We start from the raw sequence: 22,464 nt of genomic DNA, 5'->3' as shown, positions 1-22,464 counted from the left end.
TCCGCCGGCACCGGACCGGCTCGTGATCGCCGCGATCCGCACCCCGGGCCCGCGCGTGGGCCGCAGCGTGCGGCGAACACGGATCACCCGCCGCCGCTCCCGACCATGATCGCCACGCGCCGCACGTCGGAGCCCTCCGCAGGACCGTCGCGTGCGGTGGACCCCGGTCATCAGGGCGGACGTGCGGCACACCGGCCCCCGCCGAGTGGCAGCAAGGCCACCATGCCGCCAGGAGATGGCAGCAAGGTGGCCTTGCTGCCACTCAGGAAGCGGGGCGCAACCGCTGGCTGATCACCGTCGTGATGCCGTCCCCGCGCATCGCGACGCCGTAGAGCGCGTCGGCGACCTCCATCGTCGGCTTCTGGTGCGTGATGACGATGAGCTGACTGGTCGAGCGCAGCTCCTCCATCAGGCTGATCAGGCGGCGGAGGTTGACGTCGTCGAGGGCGGCCTCGATCTCGTCGAGGATGTAGAACGGCGAGGGGCGGGCGCGGAAGATCGCCACCAGCAGCGCCATCGCCGTCAGCGAGCGCTCGCCACCGGACAGCAGCGACAGCCGCTTGACCTTCTTGCCGGGCGGCCGGGCCTCGACCTCCACGCCGGTGGTCAGCATGTCCTCCGGGTCGGTGAGCACGAGCCGGCCCTCACCGCCGGGGAACAGCGTGTCGAACACGATGGCGAACTCGCGCGCGACGTCGTTGTAGGCCTCCGCGAACACCTCGAGGATCTTGTCGTCGACCTCGCGGACGACGGTGAGCAGGTCGCGTCGGGTGTTCTTCAGGTCCTCGAGCTGAGTCGACAGGAACCGGTAGCGCTCCTCCAGCGCCGCGAACTCCTCCAGCGCGAGGGGGTTGACGCGGCCGAGCAGCGCGAGGTCCTTCTCCGCCCGCGCGGCCCGGCGCTCCTGGGTGGAGCGGTCGTACGGCATCGACGGGGGCTCGGTGACGTCCTCGCCGCGCTCCTTCGCCGCCTCGTACTCCCCGACCTCCGCGAGCGACGGCGGCACGGGCGCGTCCGGGCCGTACTCGCGGGCGAGGTCCTCGACGCCGAGGCCGTGGTCGGCGAGCACCTTCTCCGTCAGCTGCTCGAGGCGCAGCCGCGACTGGGCCCGCGCCACCTCGTCGCGGTGCACGGCGTCGGTGAGCTTCTCCATCAGCCCGGTGAGCCGCTGCGCGGTGAGCCGGGCCTCCCCCAGCTCGCGCTCACGGGCGTCGCGGGCGGCGGCCGCGGCGTCGCGGTCCGCGGCGGCCGCGGCGAGCGACTGCGCGATCCGCGCGCACGCCGTCTCCCCCGCCTCGACGACGAGCGCGGCCACCGCGGCCCCGCGCTCGCGCGCCTCCCGGGCTGCCGCGGCGCGCTGGCGGGCCAGCCGCTCCGACGACGCCTGGCGCCGCAGCGACTCCGCCCGCCCCGAGATCGCCCGCGCCCGCTCCTCCGCGGTGCGCAGCGACAGGCGTGCCTCGACCTCGGAACTGCGGGCCGTCTCCAACGCGTCGGCGGCGGCGTCGCGGATCTCGGTGTCGGGCTCGTCGTCGACCGGCTCGTCCTCTGCGACGGCGAGCTGCCGCTCGGCGGCCTCCAGCGCCAGGAGGGCGTCGGAGCGGCGCGACTCGACGCCGTCGCGGCGCTCGCGCAGCCGCTGGGCCTCTGCCGCGGCCGAGCGCACGGCCTGCTCCATCCGCCCCAGCTGCGCCGACGCCGCCGACCGGCGCTGCTCGGCGGCGTTGCGGGCCTGCCGCGCGGTCTCGACGTCGGCCAGCCGGGCCGCCTCCTCCGCCCGGGCGCCCTCCAGGGCGGGCAGCAGCCGGGCGAGTTCCTCCTCGACGCGGTCGCGCGCCTGCACGGCCTCGTCGACGGCCGCCTGCACGTCGAGCGCGCTCGTCGCCGTGCCCGACCCCCCGGACGCCCGGGCGGCGCCGAGCACGTCGCCGTCGGCGGTGACGGCGGTGAGCGCGGGGTCGGCGGCGACGACGGCCGCGGCGGCGTCGAGCGAGTCGACGACGACGACGCCGTCGAGCAGCCGGTGCACGGCGGCCCCGACCGGCCCGTCGGACGACACGCCGTCGGTGACCCAGCGGACCCCGATGGCAGCAAGGCCACTTTCCTGCCGTCTGGTGGCGGCAAGGTGGCTGTGCTGCCGTTCCGGGGAGCCCACCACCAGTGACGCCCGCCCCTCACCACGCGTCCGCAGCAGGTGCAGCGCGCGCACCGCCGCCTCCGCATCGGCCACCGCCACCGCGTCGGCCAGCTCCCCGAGCACCGCCGCGACGGCCGTACGGGCCCACGGCTCCACGGAGATCAGCCCGGGCACCGCGCCCAGCACGCCGTCCTCGCCCAGCAGCGCCGCCGAGCCGTCCTTGCGCGCCAGCCCGACCGACAGCGCGTCGACCCGCGCCCGCCAGTGCGCGCGCTGCTTCTCCGCCTCGCGCTCGCGTCCCACCAGCTCGGCGACCCGGGCGCGCGTGCTCTCGTGCGCCTCCACCGCCGTGGCCTGGCGCTGCTCCAGCTCGGCGGGCACCTCACCGGAGTCGACGGCGTCGCCCGCCGCGTCGAGCTCGGCCTGCGCGGCGACGGTCCGGCCCTCGGCCTCGGCGAGAGCGTCGGAGAGCCGCTCGATCTCGTCGGCGGTGGCGGCCGCGGTGCTGCGCATGGCCTCGGCGCGCCCGGCCAGGGTGGCGAGGCCGGCGCGGCGGTCGGCCAGCGCCCGGACCGCGGCCTGGTGGGCGCGCTCCGCGGCCTGCAGGGTCCGCTCGTGCTCGGCGCGGGTCTCCAACAGCTCGGCGAGCAGGCCGCGCGCCTCGGTGACGGCCGCGATCAGCTCGTCCTCCTGCTCGGAGACGGCGTCGGCCTCGGCGTCGAGCTGGTCGGGGTCGCGCCCGGGAGCGCGTTCCTCGGCCGACGCGGCGAGGTGGCGGGCGCGCTCCTGCGCGAGCCGGACGGTGCCGGAGAGGCGCTCGGCCAGCGCGGAGAGCCGGTACCAGGTGTCCTGCGCGGCGGCGAGGCGCGGCGCGTCGGCGGCCAGTGCGGACTCCAGCCGCTCCTGCTCGACGCGCGCGACGGACAGCTGCTCCTCGACCTCGGCGCGCCGGGCCCTGGCCTGGGACTCGTCGGCCTCCTCGCGGGCCAGCGAGTCGCGCAACGTCACGAGGTCGTCGGCGGCGAGGCGCAGGCGGGAGTCGCGCAGGTCGGCCTGCACGCTCTGGGCCTTCCGGGCGATCTCCGCCTGGCGGCCCAGCGGCTTGAGCTGGCGGCGCAGCTCCGCGGTGAGGTCGGTGAGCCGGGTGAGGTTGGCCTGCATCGCGTCGAGCTTGCGGAGCGCCTTCTCCTTGCGCTTGCGGTGCTTGAGGACGCCCGCGGCCTCCTCGATGTAGGCGCGGCGGTCCTCGGGCCTGCTCTGCAGCACCGAGTCGAGCTGGCCCTGCCCGACGATCACGTGCATCTCGCGGCCGATGCCGGAGTCCGAGAGCAACTCCTGGATGTCGAGGAGCCGGCACGCCGAGCCGTTGATCTCGTACTCGCCCGCGCCGTCGCGGAACATCCGCCGCGTGATCGACACCTCGGAGTACTCGATCGGCAGCGCGCCGTCGGAGTTGTCGATCGTCAGCGTCACCTCGGCGCGCCCCAGGGGCGCCCGCCCGGACGTCCCGGCGAAGATGACGTCCTCCATCTTGCCGCCGCGCAGCGCCTTCGCGCCCTGCTCGCCGAGCACCCAGCTGATCGCGTCGACGACGTTGGACTTGCCCGAGCCGTTCGGGCCGACGACGCAGGTGATCCCGGGTTCCAGGCGCAGGGTCGTGGCCGAGGCGAAGGACTTGAAGCCCTTCAGCGTCAGGCTCTTGAGGTGCACGGCTCTCCTGCCTCGGACGGGTTCCGCAGCGTAGCGATCCGGGCACCGCCGCTAGCCGAGCGCCCCCGCGCGACGCCCGCCCACGACGACGCCGACCAGCAGCACCGTGGCGATCGCCGCGACCGAGAGCCCCAGCGCCCCGAAGTCGCCGACGGCGACCACCACCCCGGCGAGCACGCCCCCGCACGCCCCGGCGACGTTCATGGTGACGTCGGAGAGCCCCTGCACCCGGGCGCGGTCGGCGAGCGGCACCGCGTCGGTGAGCAGCGCCGACCCGGCGACGAGCGCCGCAGACCAGCCCAACCCGAGCGCGACGAGTCCCACGGACAGCAGCACGGGATCGGTGGACGCCGCGGGTGCGGCCACGAGCCCCGCCGCGACGAGCAGCACCGCGCCGCCGACGAGCACGGGCCGCCGTCCCCAGCGGTCGGCGAGCGCCCCGAACACCGGGCTGAGCACGTACATGCCGGCGACGTGCAGGCTGATCACCAGCCCGACGAGCGTCACCGACGCCCCGCCGTGGTCCATGTGCACCGGCGTCAGCGACATCAGGCCGACCATCAGCAGGTGCGAGACGGCGATCGACCCGATGGCGAGCAGCGCGGCGGGATGTTCCCGCGCCGCGCTCCACGCACTGCGCACGGGCGCCACGGGGGCGTCGACCGACGCCGCCCGCGCACGGGCCAGCAGCAGCGGGTCCGGCCGCAGCCCCACGGCGACGACGACCGCGGCCGCCGCGAACGCCACCGCGGAGAGGAGGAACGGGCCGCTCGCCGGGACCATCCCGAGGCCGGACGCGACGGCCTGCATCGGCCCCGCCAGGTTGGGCCCGGCGACGGCACCCACCGTCACCGCCCACACCACGACGGCCAGCGCGCGGGCCCGGGCACCGGGCTCGGCCAGGTCGGTGGCCGCGAACCGCGCCGCGAGCCCCGCGGCCGACGCCGCCCCGAAGGGCACCAGCGCGACGAGCAGCAGCGGCCAACTGCCCAGGGCCAGTGCGCCGACGGCCCCGGCCGCGCCGAGCGCCCCCGCCCCGTACCCGAGCACCAGCGCCGGCCGCCGCCCGGACCGCGCGGCCAGCCGCGAGACCGGCAGCGCCACCAGCGCCGTGCCGACGACGATCGCGGTGAGCGCGGCGCCGCCGACCACGTCGGAGCCCGAGAGGTCCGCGGCGGTCAGGCTCGCGAGTGCGATCCCCGTGGCCACGCCGATCCCGCCGAGGACCTGGGCCACCACCAGCACCCCGACGATCCGTCGCTGCAGGTAGGCGGTGCGTCGATCCGTCGTGGTCACCGGGGCATCGTGTCCCGTGCGGTGGCCGCGGCGCCAGGGCGTTCTCAGACCTCGACGAACCCGTCGAGGCCGCCCTTCGCGTCGCCCCACTGCTCGACGACCTCGTCGACGCGCCCCGGCGTCCGGTCCCCGCGCAGGAGCGCGAGCAGGCGTTCGCAGGATCGGCGGTCGCCCTCCGCGACGACGGCGACGCGCCCGTCGCGCAGGTTCCGGGCCTCGCCGACGAGGTGCAGCTCACGTGCCCGGCAGCGGGTCCACCAGCGGAAGCCGACGCCCTGGACGTGCCCGTGCACCCAGGCGTTGAGCCGAACGGAGGACTCGGCCCCGACACGCACCATGCTGCTAGGTTACCGCCCGTGATCAGCACTGGTCGGCGCGGTGCGCCGCTCCTGGCCGGGCTCTCGGCCGGCGCGGTCCTGATCGCCGCGGTCGTGCTCGTCGCCCCGGTGGGGGCCCTGCCGATCGACACCGCGCTCGGCGTCCCGCTGGCCGCCGCGCCTGCCACCACCGCTCCCCCGACGACGACCGCGCGCCGCACCACCGTCCCGCGCCCGGTCCTCGCCCCGCCGACGACCGCACCCACCACCACCCCCGCTCCGACGACCACCGTCGAGCCGACGCCCGAGCCCGAGCCCACGACGGCCGCGCCCCGGCGGGCCGCGGGCGGTCCGGCGGCGCAGGTCGTCGAGCTCACCAACGCCGAACGCGCCGACGCCGGCTGCGACCCACTCGTGACCGACCCCCGGCTCGCCGCCGCGGCGCAGGGCCACGCGGAGGACATGTCGGCAGGTGGCTACTTCGACCACGTCAGCCGGGACGGGCGCCGGTTCGACGACCGGATCGGTGCCCAGGGCTACCCGTCCCCGGGTGGGGAGAACATCGCGCGCGGGCAGGAGACCGCGGCCGAGGTCGTGCAGGGCTGGATGGACTCCCCCGGCCACCGCCGCAACATCGAGAACTGCGACTTCACCGCCATCGGCGTCGGTTTCGCCGACGACGGCAACTACTGGGTGCAGAACTTCGGGTTCTGACCGGACGTGATCGCCGCGAGGTGAGGGGCCGGGTCGCCCGGACCGCGACGACGCCCACCTCGCGACGATCACCGCCGCCGGTCACCGGGCGGCCGGCGGAGCCCCCGCACCGCCGGCCGCCCGCCGCGGACGTCACCCGGTGGGTGTCGCCTGGCTCGTGGGCGCAGCCGGGGCCGCACCGGTGGGGGTGGGCGCGGGCGTCGCGCCGGGTGTCACGGTGGGTGTCACGGTGGGTGTCACGGTGGGTGTCACGGTGGGTGTCGGCACAGCCACCACCAGCGGCCCCGGCGGGACCGCGACGCACCCGCCCGTGCGGGCGTCGTACCCGGAGGTGCCGCGCGGGTACGGCGCGGAGGGCCCCTGCTCCGCGATCGGGGCGCCGGAGTCGTCGTAGCAGTTCGCCGGGGTGTCGATCGGCCGTCCGTCCTGGTCGAACAGGTAGACCCCGGTCAGGGGCACCCCGTCGGCGTCGACCGGCCGGATGTCCTCGATCCGGCGGTCGTCCTGCCACAGGCCCGCGTTGTACGTGGTGATCGCCGACCGGGGCGCGCCGTACACGGCGAACGCGACCGGCAACGCCAGCGCGACCAGGGCCGCGAACGCGTTGAGCGGCACCACCAGCCACAGCAGCCGCCGGTCGACCCGGGTCCGGAACCCGAGCCACACCGAGACCGGCACGAGGAGCACCGCGAGGAGTAGCAGCGGCGCCCCGTCCCGCACGCCGAGGACGAACCCGACGACGACCGCCGCGGCCAGCACCGCCCGCAGCAGCCACCACGCGGGCTGCAGGCTCGCGACGAACGCGGTGAGCCGCCCGGCGGCGGAGTACGGGTCGGGCACCGACCGCGCCGCCCGCCGGACCGCGGGCAGCGCCGCCACCTGCGTCATCCGCGGCCCGCCCCGCCACACGACGGGCACCGCGACGGCCCCGAGGAACAGCCCGAACAGCACGAACCCGAGGCCGGACCCGACGTCGAAGGACGCCGTGAGCCCCCCGAACAGCACGAACCCGGTGGGCACGAGCAGTGCGACGAGCGCGAACCGGGCCGCACCCTCCCCGTCCGCGGGCGCGGTCTGCGGCGCGGAGGGGTAGCCGGCCGCGGCCCGCAGTTCGGCCGCGTAGGCCCGCGGGGTGCCCAGCCGGGCACCGAACGCGGCGCGGTCGGCGTCGGTCCCCAGCTCCGCGCCGACCTCGGACAGGTGCGCAGCCACGTCGTCGAGGATCTCCGAGACCTCGGTCGCGGGGAGGTCCGACAGCGCGTCGCGGAGCCCGTCCAGGTACTCCCGCTGCGCGGTGCCGTGCACGTCGGCGGTCATCCCCCCACCAGCCCTTCCATCGTCCCGGCGAACGTGCGCCAGGTCTTCGTCGACTCCGTCAGCCGGTCACGCCCGTTGGCGTTGAGGCTGTAGTACTTGCGGTGCGGGCCCTCCTCGCTGGGCACCACGTAGGACGTGAGCAGCCCGGCGTTGTAGAGCCGGCGCAGCGTGCCGTAGACCGAGGCGTCGCCGACGTCGTGCAGCCCGGCGGTGCGCAGGCCGCGCAGGACCTCGTAGCCGTAGCCGTCGGCCCGGTCGAGCACGGCGAGGACCGCGAGGTCGAGCACGCCCTTGAGCAGCTGGGTCGGATCCACACGACGCACAGTACTACGCATCGCGCAGTACTTCGACAGGCGCACCAGCCGGCGAGCCGCGAAGATCGCGCGCGGATATCCTGCGGTCCGGCCGCAGGGTGAGGAGCACGCGATGTCCGTCGTCGACAACGCCATCTACGTCGACGGCAGGCGCGCCGTGGTCCCGACGTCGCTCGACCACACCTTCGAGGAGCTGAAGTCCTGCCCGACCGACGGCCACAGCTTCTGCTGGATCGGCATGTTGCGGCCGAGCGACCAGGAGATCCAGGCCGTCGCCGACGAGTTCGGGCTGCACAGCCTCGCCGTCGAGGACACCGTCACCGCCCACCAGCGCCCGAAGCTGGAGCGCTACGGCGACCTGCTGTTCGTCGTGCTCCGCCCCGCCCGCTACGTCGACCCGGTCGAGGTCGTGGAGATCGGCGAGGTGCACCTGTTCGTCGGGCCCGACTTCGTGATCACCGTGCGGCACGCGGAGGAACCCGACCTCGGCGCCGTCCGCAAGCGCCTGGAGGCCGATCCCGAACTGCTCCACCACGGGCCGTACGCCGTGCTCTACGCGGTGCTGGACAAGGTCGTCGACGACTACGCCCCCGTGCTCGACGGCCTGCAGGACGACATCGACGAGATCGAGGTCCAGGTCTTCGGCGGCGATCCCGGCGTCTCCAAGCGCATCTACACCCTCACCCGCGAGGTGATCGAGTTCCAGCGCGCGGTGGAGCCGCTGGAGGCGCTGTTCACCGATCTGCGCGAGCGGCTCAAGGAGAAGGCGGGCGCGTCCGACCTGGAGCTGCGCCGGGCCCTGCGCGACGTCGCCGACCACGCCACCCGCGTCATGGAGCGCATCGAGGGCTTCCGCCAACTGCTCACCAACATCCTCACCGTGAACGCCGCGCTCGTCGGGCAGCGGCAGAACGAGGAGATGGCCCGGATGACGCAGGCGGGCTACGACCAGAACGAGCAGGTCAAGCGCATCTCCTCGTGGGCGGCCATCCTCTTCGCACCGACGCTGGTGGCCTCGATCTACGGCATGAACTTCGACGTCATGCCCGAGCTGCACTGGGCGCTGGGCTACCCGTTCGCGGTGCTGCTCATGGTGCTGCTCGGCACCGGGCTCTACCTGAGCTTCAAGCGCCGCGGCTGGCTCTGACCCGTCAGGACGGCGTCAGGACCGGGCCCGCGGGCGTCAGCACGGCGCAGGATCCCGGCCGGCCGCGGCGCGACGGGGCACAACGGACACATGACCCTCGCCGACCTGATCCCCGCCCTGCGCACCTCGCTGTCCGCGAAGCTCGAACCCGGTCTGTGGCCGGAGACGGCCCGCGCGCACTGCGACGGGAGCCTCGACGTCGGCGGGGTCGATCTCAGCGGTCTCGCGGCCCGGTTCGGGACGCCGGTCGTCGCCGTCGACACCACCGACGTGCGCTCCCGCGTCCGCACCTACCGCGACGCGCTGCCCGGGGTCGAGATCGCCTACGCGGGCAAGGCGTTCCTCTGCCGCGGGATGGCGCGCCTCGTCGACCAGGAGGGGCTCACGCTGGACGTCTGCTCCGGGGGCGAGGTGGCCGTCGCCGCCGCGGCGGGCTTCCCCGGGGAACGGATGGTGCTGCACGGCAACGTCAAGGCACCCGAGGACCTCAAGGCCGCGTTCGCCGCGGGCGTCGGCCGGGTGGTGATCGACTCCCTCGACGAGATCGCGCCGCTCGCCGCGTCGGCGCCGCGCCGGCAGCGGGTGCTGCTGCGGGTCGTCCCGGGCCTCGACGGCGACACCCACGCAGCGCTCACGACCGGCAACGAGGACCAGGGGGTCGGGCTGTCGATCACCACCGGGGCCGCCGCCGAGGCCGTGCGCCGCATCCTGGACCGCCCGGAGCTGGAGCTGGTCGGGGTGCACTGCCACATCGGGTCGCAGGTGCGGTCGGTGACCCGCTGTGCCTCGGCGGCGGCCCGGTCGATCGCGTTCCTCGGCGAGATCGCGCGCGAGCACGGCGTGCTACTCGGGCAGCTCGACCTCGGCGGCGGGCACGCCGTGGGCTGGACCGCCGCCGAGCCCGGCCTGTCCCCCGGCGCGCTCGCCCGCACGCTCCCCGCGGTGCTGGCGAACGAGAGCCGCCGCGCCGGCATCCCGGTCCCGCGACTGACGGTCGAGCCGGGACGCGCGATCGTCGCCCGGGCAGGCGTGACCGTCTACCGGGTGTGCGCGGTCAAGCGCGGGGTGACGCGCACGTTCGTCGCGGTCGACGGCGGGATGTCGGACAACCCCCGCCCCGCGCTGTACGGGGTGCGGTACCCGGTCCGGCTCGTCGGGCGCCCGGCTACGGCCGCTCCGGCCCCGGTCACGGTGGTGGGGCGGCACTGCGAGAGCTCCGACGTCCTCGCCGAGGACGTGCTGCTCCCCGGGGACGTCGCGGTGGGAGACCTGCTGGTCGTGCCGTGCAGCGGGGCCTACCACGTGTCGCTGTCGTCGAACTACAACCACGTCGGGCGGCCCCCGGTGGTGGCGGTGGCGGGCGGTGCGGCCCTGCCCCTGCTGCGCCGGGAGACCATGGACGACCAGCTGCGCCGGGACGTGGGCTGACCCGCCCCGCCCCGCCCCGCCCCGCCCCGCCCCGCCCCGCCCCGCCCTGTCGCAGTGGGGTGGCTTCACTCCAACCGGACTGCAGTGAAGCCACCCCACTGCAGGTCGGGAGGTCGCGCCGGGGCCACAGGGGACCGCGCGGGCGCGACGGGTGGGCTAGAGCGTGCGGGGGCGGGGTTGGCAGCGGGGGCAGCTGAAGCTGCTGCGGTTCATGAAGCTCTCGCGCCGGATCGGGGTGCCGCAGCGGCGGCAGGGGCGGTCGGCCTGGCCGTAGGCGTCGAGCGAGCGGTCGAAGTAACCCGACGCCCCGTTGACGTTGACGTACAGCGCGTCGAACGAGGTGCCGCCCGCCTCCAGCGCGGCGTCCATGACCTCCGTGGCCGCGGTCAGCACGGTGCGGCCCTGCGCCCGGGTCAGCTTGCCGGTCGGCCGTTCGCCGTGCAGCCGCGCCCGCCACAGCGCCTCGTCGGCGTAGATGTTGCCGATGCCGGAGACGACGGTCTGGTCGAGCAGCGCGCGCTTGAGGCCGGTGCGGCGACGGCGGATCCCGGCGACGGCGGCGTCGAGGTCGAACGCCGGATCCATCGGGTCGCGGGCGATGTGCGCGACCGGTTCGGGCAGCCGGTCCGGTCCGACGACGGGGTGCAGCGACAGCCCGCCGAACGTGCGCTGGTCGACGAACCGCAGCTCCGGGCCGTCGTCGGCGAACCGCAGGCGGACGCGCAGGTGCTTCTCGTCGGGCCGGCCGTGGTCGGCGACGAGCATCTGCCCGCTCATCCCGAGGTGGGCGAGCAGCGCCTCGTCGCCGTCCAGGTCGAGCCACAGGTACTTGCCGCGGCGGCGCGCCGCGGTGATCGTGCGGCCGGCGAGGCGCGCGGCGAAGTCCGGGCCGCCCGCGACGTGCCGGCGGACCGCCCGCGGATGGGCGACGTCGACGGCGGAGACGGTGCGGTCGAGCACGTGGTCGGCCAGCCCGCGCCGGACGACCTCGACCTCGGGGAGCTCGGGCACGCGCGCGTCAGGAGGCGGCGGAGCTGCCGGTGGCGGCCTCGGCCGTCAGTGTGCGCCAGGCCAGCTCGGCGGCCTTCTGCTCCGCTTCCTTCTTCGTGCGGCCGTCGCCGGAGCCGAGGTCGCGACCGGACACGACGGCCGTGGCGGTGAAGACCTTCAGGTGGTCGGGGCCGTCCTCGGTGATGCGGTACTCGGGCACGCCGAGGTCGGCGGCCGCGGTGAACTCCTGCAGGCTCGTCTTCCAGTCCAGCCCCGCGCCGAGCAGGGGCGCGCCGACGAGCAGCGAGTCGAACAGCCGGTGCACGACGTCGCGCGCCGCCTCCAGGCCGTGCTCCAGGTACACCGCGCCGATCAGGGCCTCGGTGGCGTCGGCGAGGATGCTCGACTTCGTGCGCCCGCCCGTCATCTCCTCGCCGCGACCGAGGTAGAGGTACGCGCCGAGCCCGTCGGGTCCCATCGTCTCCGCGACACCGGCGAGCGCATGCATGTTGACGACGCTCGCGCGCAGCTTCGCGAGCTGCCCCTCCGGCAGGTCGGGGTGCTCGAGGTAGAGCGACTCGGTGACCACGATGGACAGCACCGAGTCGCCCAGGAACTCCAGGCGCTCGTTCGTGGGCAGCCCGCCGTTCTCGTAGGCGTAGCTGCGGTGGGTCAGTGCGAGGACCAGCAACTCCTCGCCCAGCCCGATGCCCAGGGCATGGAGCAGGGGCCCACGGTCGTCCGTGGGCCCCTGTTGGCCGTGTCCTGGCACGAGGATCCGGGGATCAGGCCGGGCTGACGACCTGGCGGCCGTCGTACTGTCCGCACGTCGGGCACGCCATGTGCGGGGGCTTGACGGCGCGGCAGGCGCGGTTCGAGCAGGCGGCGAGCGTGGGGGCAGTGGCCTTCCACTGCGACCGACGCGAGCGCGTGTTCGACCGCGACATCCGGCGCTTCGGAACGGCCACGATGAATCTCCTAGCGATGCTCGGTTTCCGACTGGAGTACTTCAGTCGGCGGGTAGGCGCTCACGCAGAGCGGCCCAACGAGGGTCAAGTGTCTCATGCCCGTGGTCGGGCGCGAGCTCGGCCCACTTCTCGCCGCACTCGACGCACAGCCCGGCGCAGTCCGGACGGCACAACGGGGACAGCGGCAGGTCCAGTACCAGGGCATCCCGGACGATCTGTTCGACGTCGACCTGCTCGTCGGCGACGCGCGGCAGCTCGTCGGCGTCGGTGGTCTCGTCGGTGACGCTGTCGGGGTAGGCGAACAGCTCCGCCAGCTCGACGGTGATCTCGTCGGTCAGCGGGTCGAGGCAGCGCGCGCACTCCCCCTCCAGCGACGCGTGCGCGGAACCGGAGACGTAGATCCCCTCGGTGACCGACTCCAGCCGGATCTCGAGCTCGACGGGACTGCCCTCGGGCACGCCGATGGTCTCCAGACCGAGCCGCTCGGGTTCACCGGGGGCGGGGACGGTGCGGGTGTAGGGCTTCATGGCGCCCGGTCGGCGCCCGAGCTCCCGGGTGCCGAAGACCCAGGGGCTCACGGGGCCGCGGGACGCGGGACGGTGTGCGCTCACCGGACCCAGGGTAGGCCCCCGCGCGACCGGTTACCGCGCCCCGGCCCGGCGCCGACCACGGGCCGGCCGCGGATCCGGGCGCAGCGCATCCCGGAACGGCGGTCGTCGGCAACGGCAGCACAGCCACTTTCCCGCCGTCTCGTGGCGGCACAGTGGCTTTACTGCCGTCCGGGGCGGGCGACGGGCGGCGGGCCCTGGAGCTGTGGGCCCGGCGGCGGGTACGGCCCGTCCACGACCGACCGGTCGAACCGGTCGGCGATCAGGGCGGCGAGCCCGAGGAACGCGTCGCGGGTGCGGGGGCGCAGCCGGGCCAGCTCGACGCGGCCACCGGTGGCCAGGTGCGGGTCGTGCGGGATCTCGACGACCGCGCGGCAGCGGGCCGCGAAGTGCTCGCGGATGCGCCCGGCGTCGACCTCGTCGCTCGTGCGGTCGCAGGACAGCACCACCACGGCGTTGCGGGCGAGGTCGGGGTGGCCGTGGGCGAGCAGCCAGTCGAGGGTCTTGCTGGCCCGGCTGGCCCCGTCGACGGTGGGCGCGCCGACGATGATCACGCTGTCGGCCAGCGTCAGCGTGCCCTCCATCGCCGAGTGCACGAGCCCGGTGCCCGAGTCGGTGATGACGATGTTGAAGAACCGCGACAGCGCCGCGCTGATCTGCTCGTACTCCTCGCGGCTGAACGCGTCGCTCGACGCCGGGTCCTGCTCGGACGCCAGCACCTGCAACCGCCCGGCCAGGCTCGTGTAGCGGGTGATGTCGGCCCAGGAGTGGATCCGGTCGATGTCGCGCAGGAGTTCGCGGACCGTCACCGAGGACTCGCCGGTGAGCCGGTCGGCGAGCGTGCCCGCGTCGGGGTTGGCGTCGAGGACGACGACCCGGTCGCCGCGGTGCTCGGCCAGCGCCAGGCCCAGGCAGGTGACGACGGTCGTCTTGCCGACGCCGCCCTTGATCGAGGTGACGGCGATGCGGTGGGTGACCGACAGGGGGCGCCGCAGCCGGTGCACCAGCACCCGCCGGGTGCGCTCCGGCTCGCTCGGGCCGGGGTTCACCAGCCCGCCGCTGAACCGGTGCACGACCGCCCGCCAGCCCTCCTCCGGGACGTCGGCGCGGCGGCGCACGATCATGTCGTCGGTGAGCTCACCGGCGGTGTGCGTGCCGTCCCCGAACCGCGTCTCCCCGAAGCCCGTCTCCACTGCATCCCCCGCACTCGGCCCACCCGGTGTGTGCTGCAGGCGATGCCCGTAGCGCTCCCACCAGCCCGCGGGGTCCGGTTCGACCCGCCGCGCCATGGCACGCAGAGTAGCGTGACCAACCCGCTGAGTGGCCGGGTTCGGGGTCAGTCGATCAGGTCCATCCCGGTGCCGCTGCGGCCGTGGCCGGGGGCGGTCCGCCCGGGGCCGCCCTGGCCGCGCCAGAGCTGGCTGCGACCCTGCCCGACGGTGCGCAGCGCCTTGCCCAGGGTGTCCTCGAACTCGGCGAGCTTCGCGTCGACGTAGCCGTCGCACTCGCGACGCAGCCGCTCGGACTCCGCCTCCGCCGCGTCGACGACCCGCGCCCCCTCGGCGTGCGCGGTGCGCACGACCTCGGTCTGCGACACCAGCCGCGCCTGCTCGGCCAACCCGTCGGTGGCGTAGCGGTCGTAGGCGGCGCGCCCGGCCGCGTCGAGCCGCTCGGCCTCGGCGCGGGCCCGGTCGGTCAGCTCGGTGTACTGCCGGCGCCCCTCCACCACCGCGCGCTCGGCCTCGTGCCGGGCCTGCGCGAGGGTCTGCTCCGCCTCCGCGCGCGCCTCCTCGACCAGCCGCGTCGCCTCGGCGTGGGCGTCGGCGAGCATCTGCTCGGCGTCGGCCTGCGAGCCCGTTCGGGTCGCCTCCGCCTCGCGCTCGGCCTCGCCGACGATGTCGTCGCGGCGGTCGAGCACGTCCTGGGCGTCGTCGAGCTCGCCGGGGAGTGCCTCCCGGACGTCGTCGAGCAGCTCGAGGACGTCGCCGCGGGGGACCACGCAGTTCGAGGTCATCGGGACGCCCCGAGCCTCCTCGACGACGGTCACCAACGCGTCGAGTGATTCGAAGACCCGGTACACGCGGGCATCCTCCCACCGGCACACCGCCGGACGGCGTATTGGGCCCGGCCCCGCGTGTCAAGTTCCGATCGGGTGATCAGGCCCGTTCCGCGATGCGCTCCAGCAACCGCTGGTGTACGGCCGCGGGCAGCAGGTGGGCGACGTCACCCCCGAACGTGGCCACCTCCTTCACCAGGGAGCTCGCGATGAAGCTGAACTCGGGGCTGGTGGGCATGAACAGGGTGTCGACGCCGGAGAGGCGGTGGTTCATCTGCGCCATCTGCAACTCGTAGTCGAAGTCGGAGACCGCGCGGATGCCCTTGACGATCGCGCGGATGTCGTGGGTCACGCAGTAGTCGACGAGCAGGCCGTGGAAGGAGTCGACGCGCACGTTCGGCCACCGCTGGGCCTGCTCGGTGAGCATCTCGATCCGCTCCTCGAGCGTGAACATGCCCTTCTTGGACTTGTTCACCAGCACCGCGACGACGACCTCGTCGAACAGCGGGGCCGTGCGCCCGATGATGTCGAGATGTCCGTTCGTGACCGGATCGAACGAACCGGGGCAGACCGCGCGCCTCATGCGCGGGACCCTACCCGGCGGGCACGGCGGCGCCGCCCGGAGTAGAACTCGATCCGTGCCCGTACTCGATCACGTCGTGCCGACCCCCGACGGTGACTGCCCCGTGACCCTGCACCTGCCCGACGAGGGCCCCGGCCCGTGGCCGGCGGTGATCCTCTACCCCGACGCGGGCGGAGTCCGCGAGACGATGCGCGCGATGGCCGACCGCCTCGCCGCCACCGGTGACGGCTACGCCGTGCTGCTGCCCGACGTCTACCACCGCACCCCCGGCTGGGCCCCGTTCGACCTGGCCACCGTCTTCACCGAGGACGACGAACGCGGCCGGCTGATGGGCATGGTCAAGGGCGTCACCGCGGAGATGTACCGCAGCGACCTCGACGCGCTGCTGGACTTCCTCTCCGCCGCCACCGAGGTGTCCGGCGAGGCCGTCGGCACCACCGGGTACTGCATGGGCGGGCGGGCGTCGATGATCGTCGCCTCGCACCGGCCCGACCGGATCACCGCCACCGCCTCGTTCCACGGCGGCGGGATCGCCTCGGCCGAGGACCCGGACAGCCCGCACCTGCGCGCGGGCGACATCCGCTCCACCGTCTACGTCGCGGGCGCCACCGACGACGGCTCCTTCGACGACGCCGCGCGCGACCGGCTGGAGGAGGCGCTGACCGGGGCCGGCGTGACCCACACGATCGAGACCTACCCCGCCGCCCACGGCTTCGCGGTGCCCGACAACCCCACCTTCGACGAGGACGCGGCCGCCCGGCACTGGGCGGCGCTGGAGTCCCTCTACGCGGAGGCCCTCCCCCGCGCGTGACGGTCCTGCTGCTGTTCGTCGCCGGGGTCGGGGCCGGGCTGTCCGGGTCGATCGCAGGGCTGGCGTCGCTGTTCTCCTACCCCGCACTGCTCGCGGTCGGACTGCCCGCCACCACCGCGAACGTGACCAACACCGTGGCGCTGGCGTTCTCGACCGTCGGGCAGGTCGCGGGGTCGCGCCCGGAGCTGACCGGCCAGTGGCCGGTCCTGCGCCGCCTCGCCCCGATCACGCTGGTCGGTGGGGCCGCCGGCGCCGCACTGGTGCTGGTGACGCCGCCGGAGACGTTCGAGCGGATCGTGCCGTTCCTCGTGGGAGGGGCGGCGGTCGTGCTGCTGTTCCAGCCGCGGATCCGGGCGGCGGCCGAGCGCCGCGGGGCGCCGGAGGCCGGACCGGCCGTGCTCGTCGGCATGTTCCTGGTGGCCGTCTACGGCGGGTACTTCGGTGCTGCGGCGGGCGTGCTGATGCTCGCGCTGGTGCTGATCGGGCTGCCCGTGTCGCTGGCCCGCGGCAACGCGCTCAAGGCCGTGCTGCTGGGGATGGCCAACGCGATCGCCGCGGTCGGCTTCGTCGTGCTCGGCGTCGTCGCGTGGTGGGCGGTGCCGCCGCTGGCGGTCGGGGTCGCACTCGGGGGCTGGTGCGGCCCGAAGGTGGTGCGCAGGCTGCCCGCCGGGCCGCTGCGCGTCGGCATCGCGCTCGCGGGGCTCGGGCTCGCCGTCGGGCTGGCCGTGCAGGCCTACTGATACCCGCCCGTGAACAGCACCGTCTCGCCGTAGCGCCGCTGCCGCACCGCGACGAGCGGGTCGGGCCAGGCGAACGACCCGCCGTCGCGCCCGCGCCCGGCCCGGCGCTCCACCACGACGAGCGCGTCGTCGGCGAGCCACCCGTTCCCGGCCGCGGCGACGAGCCACCCGGCCACCTCGTCGTCGGGCACGTCGTAGGGCGGGTCGACGAGCACCACGTCGAACGCCCGCGGCGCGGGGGCGCCCAGCACCGTGCCCGCCGGGGCCGCCCGCACCTGCGCCCCCGGCAGCCCGAGCTCCGCGACGTTGCGCTGCAGCACCGCGGCCGCGCGCCGGTCGGACTCCACCAGCAGAGCGTGCGCCGCGCCCCGCGACAGGGCTTCCAGCCCGAGCGCCCCCGAGCCCGCGCACAGGTCGAGCACCGCGGCGCCGTCGAGACCGGGGTCGTGCCCCAGCGCGCTGAACAGGGCCTCACGGACGCGGTCGGAGGTGGGCCGGGTGCCCGACGGCGGCACGGTCAGGCGCCGCCCCCCGGCCGTCCCGGCGATGATGCGGGTCATGCGGCTCCGCCGCCCGTCATTCCAACTCCAGCAGGAGGTCGCCGCCCTCCACCTGCTGGACCTTGCCGATCGCCAGCCGGCCCACCGTGCCGCCCTGCTGCGCGGTGATCGAGGCCTCCATCTTCATCGCCTCGATCGTGGCGACGGTCTGCCCGTCGTCGACCTTGTCGCCCTCCGCCACCTGCAGCGTCACGACGCCGGCGAACGGGGCGGCGACGTGGCGGTCGTTGCCCCGGTCGGCCCGCTCCGCGGCCTTGACGTCGGTGGAGACGGAGTCGTCGCGCACCGCCGTCGGCCGCATCTGCCCGTTGAGGGTGGCGAGGACGGTGCGGTAGCCGCGCTCGTCGGCCTCGGAGATCGCCTCCAGCTCGATGAGCAGCGTGACACCCTGCTCGAGGGTGACGATGTGCTCCGTCTCGGGCTCCAGGCCGTAGAGGAAGTCCTTCGTCGACAGCACGGAGGTGTCCCCGTAGGCCTCCTGGTGAGCCTCGTACTCCTTCGTGGGGGCCGGGAACAGCAGCCGGTTGAGCGTGACCCGGCGCTCCTCGCGCAGCCCCCGGCGCTCCTCGATCGACAGCTCGACGGTCTCCTTCTCCGGCGAGCGGCCCTCCAGCGCGCGGGTGCGGAACGGCTCGGGCCAGCCGCCGGGCGGGTCGCCCAGCTCGCCGCGCAGGAACCCGATCACCGAGTCGGGGACGTCGAACTTGCCCGGCTCGGCCTCGAAGTCGGCCGCCTCCACCCCGGCGCCGACGAGGTGCAGCGCGAGGTCGCCCACCACCTTCGACGACGGCGTGACCTTCACCAGCCGCCCCAGCATCCGGTCGGCCGCCGCGTAGAGGTCCTCGATCAGCTCGAACCGGTCGCCCAGGCCGAGCGCGATCGCCTGCTGGCGCAGGTTCGACAGCTGCCCGCCGGGGATCTCGTGGTGGTACACCCGCCCCGTCGGCGACGCCAGGCCCGACTCGAACGGCGCGTACACCTTGCGCACGGCCTCCCAGTACGGCTCCAGGTCACCGACGGCCTGCAGGGACATGCCCGTGGCCCGCGAGGTGTGGTCGGTGGCGGCGACGAGAGCCGACAGCGACGGCTGCGACGTCGTGCCGGCCATCGACGCGACCGCCGCGTCGACCGCGTCGACCCCGGCGTCGATCGCCGCGACCAGCGTGGCGAGCTGGCCACCCGCGGTGTCGTGGGTGTGCAGGTGCACCGGCAGGTCGAAGCGCTCGCGCAGCGCGCCGACCAGCTTCTTCGCCGCGGGCGGGCGCAGCAGCCCGGCCATGTCCTTGATCGCGAGCACGTGCGCGCCCGCGTCGACGATCTGCTCGGCCAGGCGCAGGTAGTAGTCGAGGGTGTAGAGCTGCTCGCCCGGGTCGGACAGGTCACCGGTGTAGCAGAGCGCGACCTCCGCGACCGACGTCCCGGTCGCCCGCACCGCGTCGATCGCGGGACGCATCTGGTTGACGTCGTTGAGGGCGTCGAAGATCCGGAAGATGTCCATCCCGGACGCCGCGGCCTCCTCGACGAAGGCGTCGGTCACCTCGGTCGGGTACGGCGTGTAGCCGACGGTGTTGCGCCCGCGCAGCAGCATCTGCGTGCAGATGTTCGGGACCGCCTCCGACAGGGCCGCGAGCCGGTCCCACGGGTCCTCGTTGAGGAACCGCAGCGCCACGTCGTAGGTGGCGCCGCCCCAGCACTCCAGGCTGAGCAGCTCCGGGGCCGTGCGCGACACGTACGGGGCGACGGCGAGCAGGTCGCGGCTGCGGACCCGGGTGGCCAGCAGCGACTGGTGGGCGTCGCGGAACGTCGTGTCGGTGACGGCCACGGCGGTCTGCTCGCGCAGCCGCCGCGCGAACCCCTCCGGTCCCAGCTCGCGCAGCTGCTGCCGGGAGCCGGACGGGGCGGGGGTGGACAGGTCGCAGACCGGGAGCTTGTCGACCGGCTCGACGACCTCGGGCCGCTCCCCGTTCGGCCGGTTCACCGTGATCTCGGCCAGGTAGTTGAGGATCCGCGTGCCGCGGTCGGCGGGCCGCCGCGCGCTGAGCAGCTGCGGGCGCTCCTCGATGAAGCTGGTGGTGACCCGGCCCTCCTGGAAGTCCGGGTCGGCCAGCACCGCGGCGATGAACGGCAGGTTCGTCGACACGCCCCGGATGCGGAACTCCGCGATCGCCCGCCGGGCGCGGCGCACCGCGTTGGGGAAGTCGTGGCCGTTGCAGGTGAGCTTGACCAGCATCGAGTCGAAGTGCGCGCTGACCTCGGCGCCGGTGTGGGTCGTGCCGCCGTCGAGGCGCACGCCCGGCCCGCCCGGGGAGCGGTAGTTGCTGATCGTCCCGGTGTCGGGGCGGAAGCCGTTGGCCGGGTCCTCGGTGGTGACGCGGCACTGCAGCGCGGCACCGGTGCAGGTGATCTCGTCCTGGGTCAGGCGCAGCTCGGGCAGCGTCCTCCCGGACGCGATGCGCAGCTGGGCGATGACGAGGTCGCGGTCGGTGACCTGCTCGGTGACGGTGTGCTCGACCTGGATGCGCGGGTTCATCTCGATGAACACGTGCTCGCCGCGCTCGTCGAGCAGGAACTCGACCGTGCCCGCGTTGACGTAGCCGATGGCCTTCGCGAACTTCACCGCGTCGTCGCAGATCTTCGCCCGGATCTCCGGGTCGAGGTTCGGCGCGGGCGCGATCTCGATGACCTTCTGGTGGCGTCGCTGCACCGAGCAGTCGCGCTCGTAGAGGTGCGCGACGTTGCCCTCGGCGTCGGCCAGGATCTGCACCTCGATGTGGCGGGGGTTCACCACCGCCTGCTCCACGAACACGGTCGCGTCGCCGAAGGCCGACTCGGCCTCGCGCATCGCGGCCTCGATCGCCTCGCGCAGGTCACCCGCCTCCTGGACGCGCCGCATGCCGCGCCCGCCGCCGCCCGCGACGGCCTTGACGAAGATCGGGAAGCCGATCTCGTCGGCCGCGGCGACGAGCGCGTCGACGTCGGTGCCCGGCTCGGAGGACTCCAGCACGTTGACGCCGGCCTCGCGGGCCGCGGCGATGGCGCGCGACTTGTTGCCCGTCAGGTGCAGCACCGACGACGGCGGCCCGACGAAGGTGATCCCCGCGTCGGCGCACGCCTGCGCGAGGTCCGGGTTCTCCGACATGAACCCGTAGCCCGGGTAGATCGCGTCGGCCCCGGCCTTGCGCGCGGCCGCGATCACCTCGTCGACCGACAGGTAGGCGCGCACGGGGTGACCCGGCTCGCCGATCTGGTAGGACTCGTCGGCCTTCGCCCGGTGCAGGGAGTTGCGGTCCTCGTACGGGAAGACCGCGACGGTCGACACCCCGAGCTCGTACGCGGCCCGGAACGCCCGGATCGCGATCTCTCCCCGGTTGGCGACCAGCACCTTGCGGAACACGGCGGCCCCTCTCTCTCCTTGATCGGTCGGCGAACCGTACCCGGCGCACCCGATCGGACCCGTGCGAATCTCACGATGGTTCGGGTACCAAGGAGATGTGGGACACCGCCGGCACTCCACCCGACAGGACGCCAGCCGTCATCCCTCGGCCTTCGCCGAGGGCAGGCGGCTGCGCCGCGACGCCGAGCGCCGCCGCCACGACCGGCGCCTCACCCGTCGCCACAGTCCGCTCGCGCGCCGCGCGCTGCCGTGGCTGCTGCTCCTGCCGTTCCTGCTCACGGGGCTCCTGTCGGTCGTCACGCTCGTGCTGGCCACCACGTTCGCGATCGGGCTGACGCTCGCCGCCGCCGCCCCGCTCGTCCTCGCCGGTGGCATCGCGTTCCACGTGGTGCGCCGCAAGGTCCGGGCCCGCTCGGCCGGTACGGCGCCGCTGCCCGGCCGTCCCGCCTCCCGCCGCAGGCCCGACGTCGTGTGGGGCCACGCGCGCGACCGCTTCCACACCCTCGCCGCCGCCTACGCCGCCCACGAGTGCGACGCGATGTCCGTGCTGCGCCTGCCCGCCCTGTCCGACGTCACGGTCCCGAGCACCGGGCGCTTCGTCGACGCGTTCGCGCACGCCCAGGCCCTGGAGTCCGACGCGTACCCCGGTGACGACCACGCCGCGCAGTTCGTGAAGGCCGTCGACGCCGCGGAGCGGGCCTGGCGCGCCGCCCGCGAGGCCGCGGAGCGCATCCGCCTCTCCGGGTTGACGCCGGCCGAGCGCTCCACCGTGGAACGGGTGATCAAGCTGCTCACCACCGCGCGCGACTCCGACCACGAGCCCGAGCGGCTCAGCGCCTACTCCCGGGCCCGGTCCGAGCTCGCGAAGCTCGACGCCGCGGGCACCGTCCACCTCCCCCGAACCGCCCGTGTCGCCCTGGACGAAGCCTCACGGGGTGCACTCCCCGCCTGATCGATCGGGGTTGAAACGGTCCCGGACCGGACACCCCGTACCCGAGGCACTCCCTCACCGACCCCGGAGGACCCCCATGCCCCTCTCACCCCGCGAGCAGAAGGCGCTGGCCGCCATCGAGCAGGAGTTCGCCCAGCAGGACCCGGATCTCGCCGCCACCTTCCAGGGGGCCCGCGCGCGGTCCCGCACCGTGATGCCGTTCTGGCTGCCGCTGTCCTGGACCGCGGTCGCCGCGCTGGTGCCCGTGCTCGCGGTGCTCGTCGGCGTGCACGCGCTCGTCGCCGGCCTGCCCCCGCTGCTGACCGGCGTGCTCACCGTCGTCCTCGCCGGCGGCTGGGTCGTCTTCGCCGCCCGCACCGGGGCGTCGCGCACGGCGCCCGCCCCGAGCCCGACCGGCGGCTCCACCGACGTGCGGGTGTAGC

At 74.7% G+C, this 22,464-nt stretch carries 21 protein-coding genes; 7 read left to right on the top strand and 14 right to left on the bottom strand.

The annotated features are described in order from the left end of the window. Positions 1–262 precede the first annotated feature (262 nt). From smc to I4I81_RS00400, 3 genes are read right to left on the bottom strand one after another with little or no spacing between them, the layout of a single operon-like run. Complete coding sequence (gene smc, locus I4I81_RS00410) at positions 263–3,847, bottom strand: chromosome segregation protein SMC (RefSeq protein WP_218605443.1); 3,585 nt, start codon at positions 3,845–3,847, stop codon at positions 263–265. 51 nt (positions 3,848–3,898) lie between these two features. Then, positions 3,899–5,143 carry an MFS transporter gene (locus I4I81_RS00405; RefSeq protein WP_226363662.1) on the bottom strand — a complete coding sequence of 415 codons (1,245 nt, stop codon included), beginning with the start codon at positions 5,141–5,143 and terminating at the stop codon, positions 3,899–3,901. Positions 5,144–5,187: 44 nt separating this feature from the next. Beyond that, a complete protein-coding gene (locus I4I81_RS00400) occupies positions 5,188–5,481 on the bottom strand; it encodes an acylphosphatase (RefSeq protein ID WP_218605442.1) in 294 nt (97 codons plus the stop codon). Positions 5,482–5,499: 18 nt separating this feature from the next. Here I4I81_RS00400 and I4I81_RS00395 point away from each other — a divergent pair, with 18 nt between their 5' ends. Then, complete coding sequence (locus I4I81_RS00395) at positions 5,500–6,174, top strand: CAP domain-containing protein (protein WP_226363661.1); 675 nt, start codon at positions 5,500–5,502, stop codon at positions 6,172–6,174. A 132-nt stretch (positions 6,175–6,306) separates the two neighbouring features. Here the strand turns inward: I4I81_RS00395 and I4I81_RS00390 are convergent, their stop codons facing one another. Both I4I81_RS00390 and I4I81_RS00385 read right to left on the bottom strand, forming a co-directional pair. Continuing rightward, positions 6,307–7,491, bottom strand: a complete 1,185-nt coding sequence (locus I4I81_RS00390) for an HAAS signaling domain-containing protein (RefSeq protein ID WP_218615706.1) — start codon at positions 7,489–7,491, stop codon at positions 6,307–6,309. Continuing rightward, positions 7,488–7,805, bottom strand: coding sequence for a PadR family transcriptional regulator (locus tag I4I81_RS00385; protein WP_218605921.1), 318 nt, complete (start codon positions 7,803–7,805; stop codon positions 7,488–7,490). The genes I4I81_RS00390 and I4I81_RS00385 overlap by 4 nt, the downstream gene beginning before the upstream one ends. 112 nt (positions 7,806–7,917) lie before the next feature. Between I4I81_RS00385 and I4I81_RS00380 the strand changes: the two genes are divergently transcribed. Then, the gene (locus I4I81_RS00380; RefSeq protein ID WP_218605922.1) at positions 7,918–8,952 is read left to right on the top strand and encodes a magnesium and cobalt transport protein CorA; all 1,035 of its coding nucleotides are present in this window, start codon (positions 7,918–7,920) and stop codon (positions 8,950–8,952) included. 90 nt (positions 8,953–9,042) lie between these two features. Beyond that, positions 9,043–10,380: a diaminopimelate decarboxylase gene (gene lysA, locus I4I81_RS00375; protein WP_218615705.1), complete on the top strand. Its 1,338-nt coding sequence runs from the start codon at positions 9,043–9,045 to the stop codon at positions 10,378–10,380. Between the two features lie 156 nt (positions 10,381–10,536). On the opposite strand, the gene mutM is transcribed toward lysA, so the two are convergent. The 7 genes from mutM to coaD all read right to left on the bottom strand — a co-directional run bounded on the left by mutM (position 10,537) and on the right by coaD (position 15,585). Beyond that, positions 10,537–11,391 (bottom strand): bifunctional DNA-formamidopyrimidine glycosylase/DNA-(apurinic or apyrimidinic site) lyase, encoded by an 855-nt coding sequence (gene mutM / locus I4I81_RS00370; protein WP_218615704.1) that lies wholly within the window; start codon positions 11,389–11,391, stop codon positions 10,537–10,539. A 7-nt stretch (positions 11,392–11,398) separates the two neighbouring features. After that, the gene (gene rnc / locus I4I81_RS00365; RefSeq protein WP_218602780.1) at positions 11,399–12,142 is read right to left on the bottom strand and encodes a ribonuclease III; all 744 of its coding nucleotides are present in this window, start codon (positions 12,140–12,142) and stop codon (positions 11,399–11,401) included. A gap of 13 nt (positions 12,143–12,155) precedes the next feature. Further along, positions 12,156–12,338 (bottom strand): 50S ribosomal protein L32, encoded by a 183-nt coding sequence (rpmF, locus tag I4I81_RS00360; protein WP_218602781.1) that lies wholly within the window; start codon positions 12,336–12,338, stop codon positions 12,156–12,158. Positions 12,339–12,379: 41 nt separating this feature from the next. Beyond that, positions 12,380–12,949: a YceD family protein gene (locus I4I81_RS00355; RefSeq protein WP_372453571.1), complete on the bottom strand. Its 570-nt coding sequence runs from the start codon at positions 12,947–12,949 to the stop codon at positions 12,380–12,382. A gap of 158 nt (positions 12,950–13,107) precedes the next feature. Next, positions 13,108–14,235, bottom strand: a complete 1,128-nt coding sequence (locus tag I4I81_RS00350; protein WP_218602782.1) for a MinD/ParA family ATP-binding protein — start codon at positions 14,233–14,235, stop codon at positions 13,108–13,110. Positions 14,236–14,282: 47 nt separating this feature from the next. Continuing rightward, positions 14,283–15,026, bottom strand: coding sequence for a DivIVA domain-containing protein (locus I4I81_RS00345; protein WP_218602783.1), 744 nt, complete (start codon positions 15,024–15,026; stop codon positions 14,283–14,285). A gap of 76 nt (positions 15,027–15,102) precedes the next feature. After that, positions 15,103–15,585, bottom strand: coding sequence for a pantetheine-phosphate adenylyltransferase (gene coaD, locus I4I81_RS00340; protein WP_218602784.1), 483 nt, complete (start codon positions 15,583–15,585; stop codon positions 15,103–15,105). Positions 15,586–15,640: 55 nt separating this feature from the next. Here coaD and I4I81_RS00335 point away from each other — a divergent pair, with 55 nt between their 5' ends. Together I4I81_RS00335 and I4I81_RS00330 are read left to right on the top strand one after the other, a co-directional pair. Then, the gene (locus I4I81_RS00335) at positions 15,641–16,396 is read left to right on the top strand and encodes a dienelactone hydrolase family protein (protein ID WP_226363660.1); all 756 of its coding nucleotides are present in this window, start codon (positions 15,641–15,643) and stop codon (positions 16,394–16,396) included. Beyond that, positions 16,393–17,136, top strand: coding sequence for a sulfite exporter TauE/SafE family protein (locus I4I81_RS00330; protein WP_218602786.1), 744 nt, complete (start codon positions 16,393–16,395; stop codon positions 17,134–17,136). The genes I4I81_RS00335 and I4I81_RS00330 overlap by 4 nt, the downstream gene beginning before the upstream one ends. Here I4I81_RS00330 and rsmD read toward each other — a convergent pair. After that, positions 17,130–17,696 (bottom strand): 16S rRNA (guanine(966)-N(2))-methyltransferase RsmD, encoded by a 567-nt coding sequence (gene rsmD / locus I4I81_RS00325; RefSeq protein ID WP_218602787.1) that lies wholly within the window; start codon positions 17,694–17,696, stop codon positions 17,130–17,132. The two genes, I4I81_RS00330 and rsmD, sit on opposite strands and share 7 nt — an antisense overlap. Positions 17,697–17,712: 16 nt before the next feature. Then, a complete protein-coding gene (locus tag I4I81_RS00320; protein WP_218602788.1) occupies positions 17,713–21,090 on the bottom strand; it encodes a pyruvate carboxylase in 3,378 nt (1,125 codons plus the stop codon). A 97-nt stretch (positions 21,091–21,187) separates the two neighbouring features. Here I4I81_RS00320 and I4I81_RS00315 point away from each other — a divergent pair, with 97 nt between their 5' ends. Continuing rightward, positions 21,188–22,042: a hypothetical protein gene (locus I4I81_RS00315; protein ID WP_218602789.1), complete on the top strand. Its 855-nt coding sequence runs from the start codon at positions 21,188–21,190 to the stop codon at positions 22,040–22,042. Positions 22,043–22,118: 76 nt separating this feature from the next. Continuing rightward, a complete protein-coding gene (locus I4I81_RS00310; RefSeq protein ID WP_218615703.1) occupies positions 22,119–22,463 on the top strand; it encodes a DUF3040 domain-containing protein in 345 nt (114 codons plus the stop codon). Position 22,464 lies beyond the last annotated feature (1 nt).

The sequence above is a fragment of the Pseudonocardia abyssalis genome (assembly GCF_019263705.2).
Taxonomy (GTDB): domain Bacteria; phylum Actinomycetota; class Actinomycetes; order Mycobacteriales; family Pseudonocardiaceae; genus Pseudonocardia; species Pseudonocardia abyssalis.
Note: the sequence above shows the minus strand (reverse complement) of the source record. Positions and strands in the feature narration are given on the sequence as shown.

Coding starts and splice junctions, on each gene's coding strand:
- rsmD (WP_218602787.1), bottom strand. CDS start 17,696: ATGACCCGCATCATCGCCGGGACGGCCGGGGGGCGGCGCCTGACCGTG.
- I4I81_RS00310 (WP_218615703.1), top strand. CDS start 22,119: ATGCCCCTCTCACCCCGCGAGCAGAAGGCGCTGGCCGCCATCGAGCAG.
- I4I81_RS00350 (WP_218602782.1), bottom strand. CDS start 14,235: ATGGCGCGGCGGGTCGAACCGGACCCCGCGGGCTGGTGGGAGCGCTAC.
- I4I81_RS00390 (WP_218615706.1), bottom strand. CDS start 7,491: ATGACCGCCGACGTGCACGGCACCGCGCAGCGGGAGTACCTGGACGGG.
- lysA (WP_218615705.1), top strand. CDS start 9,043: ATGACCCTCGCCGACCTGATCCCCGCCCTGCGCACCTCGCTGTCCGCG.
- coaD (WP_218602784.1), bottom strand. CDS start 15,585: ATGAGGCGCGCGGTCTGCCCCGGTTCGTTCGATCCGGTCACGAACGGA.
- I4I81_RS00380 (WP_218605922.1), top strand. CDS start 7,918: ATGTCCGTCGTCGACAACGCCATCTACGTCGACGGCAGGCGCGCCGTG.
- I4I81_RS00400 (WP_218605442.1), bottom strand. CDS start 5,481: ATGGTGCGTGTCGGGGCCGAGTCCTCCGTTCGGCTCAACGCCTGGGTG.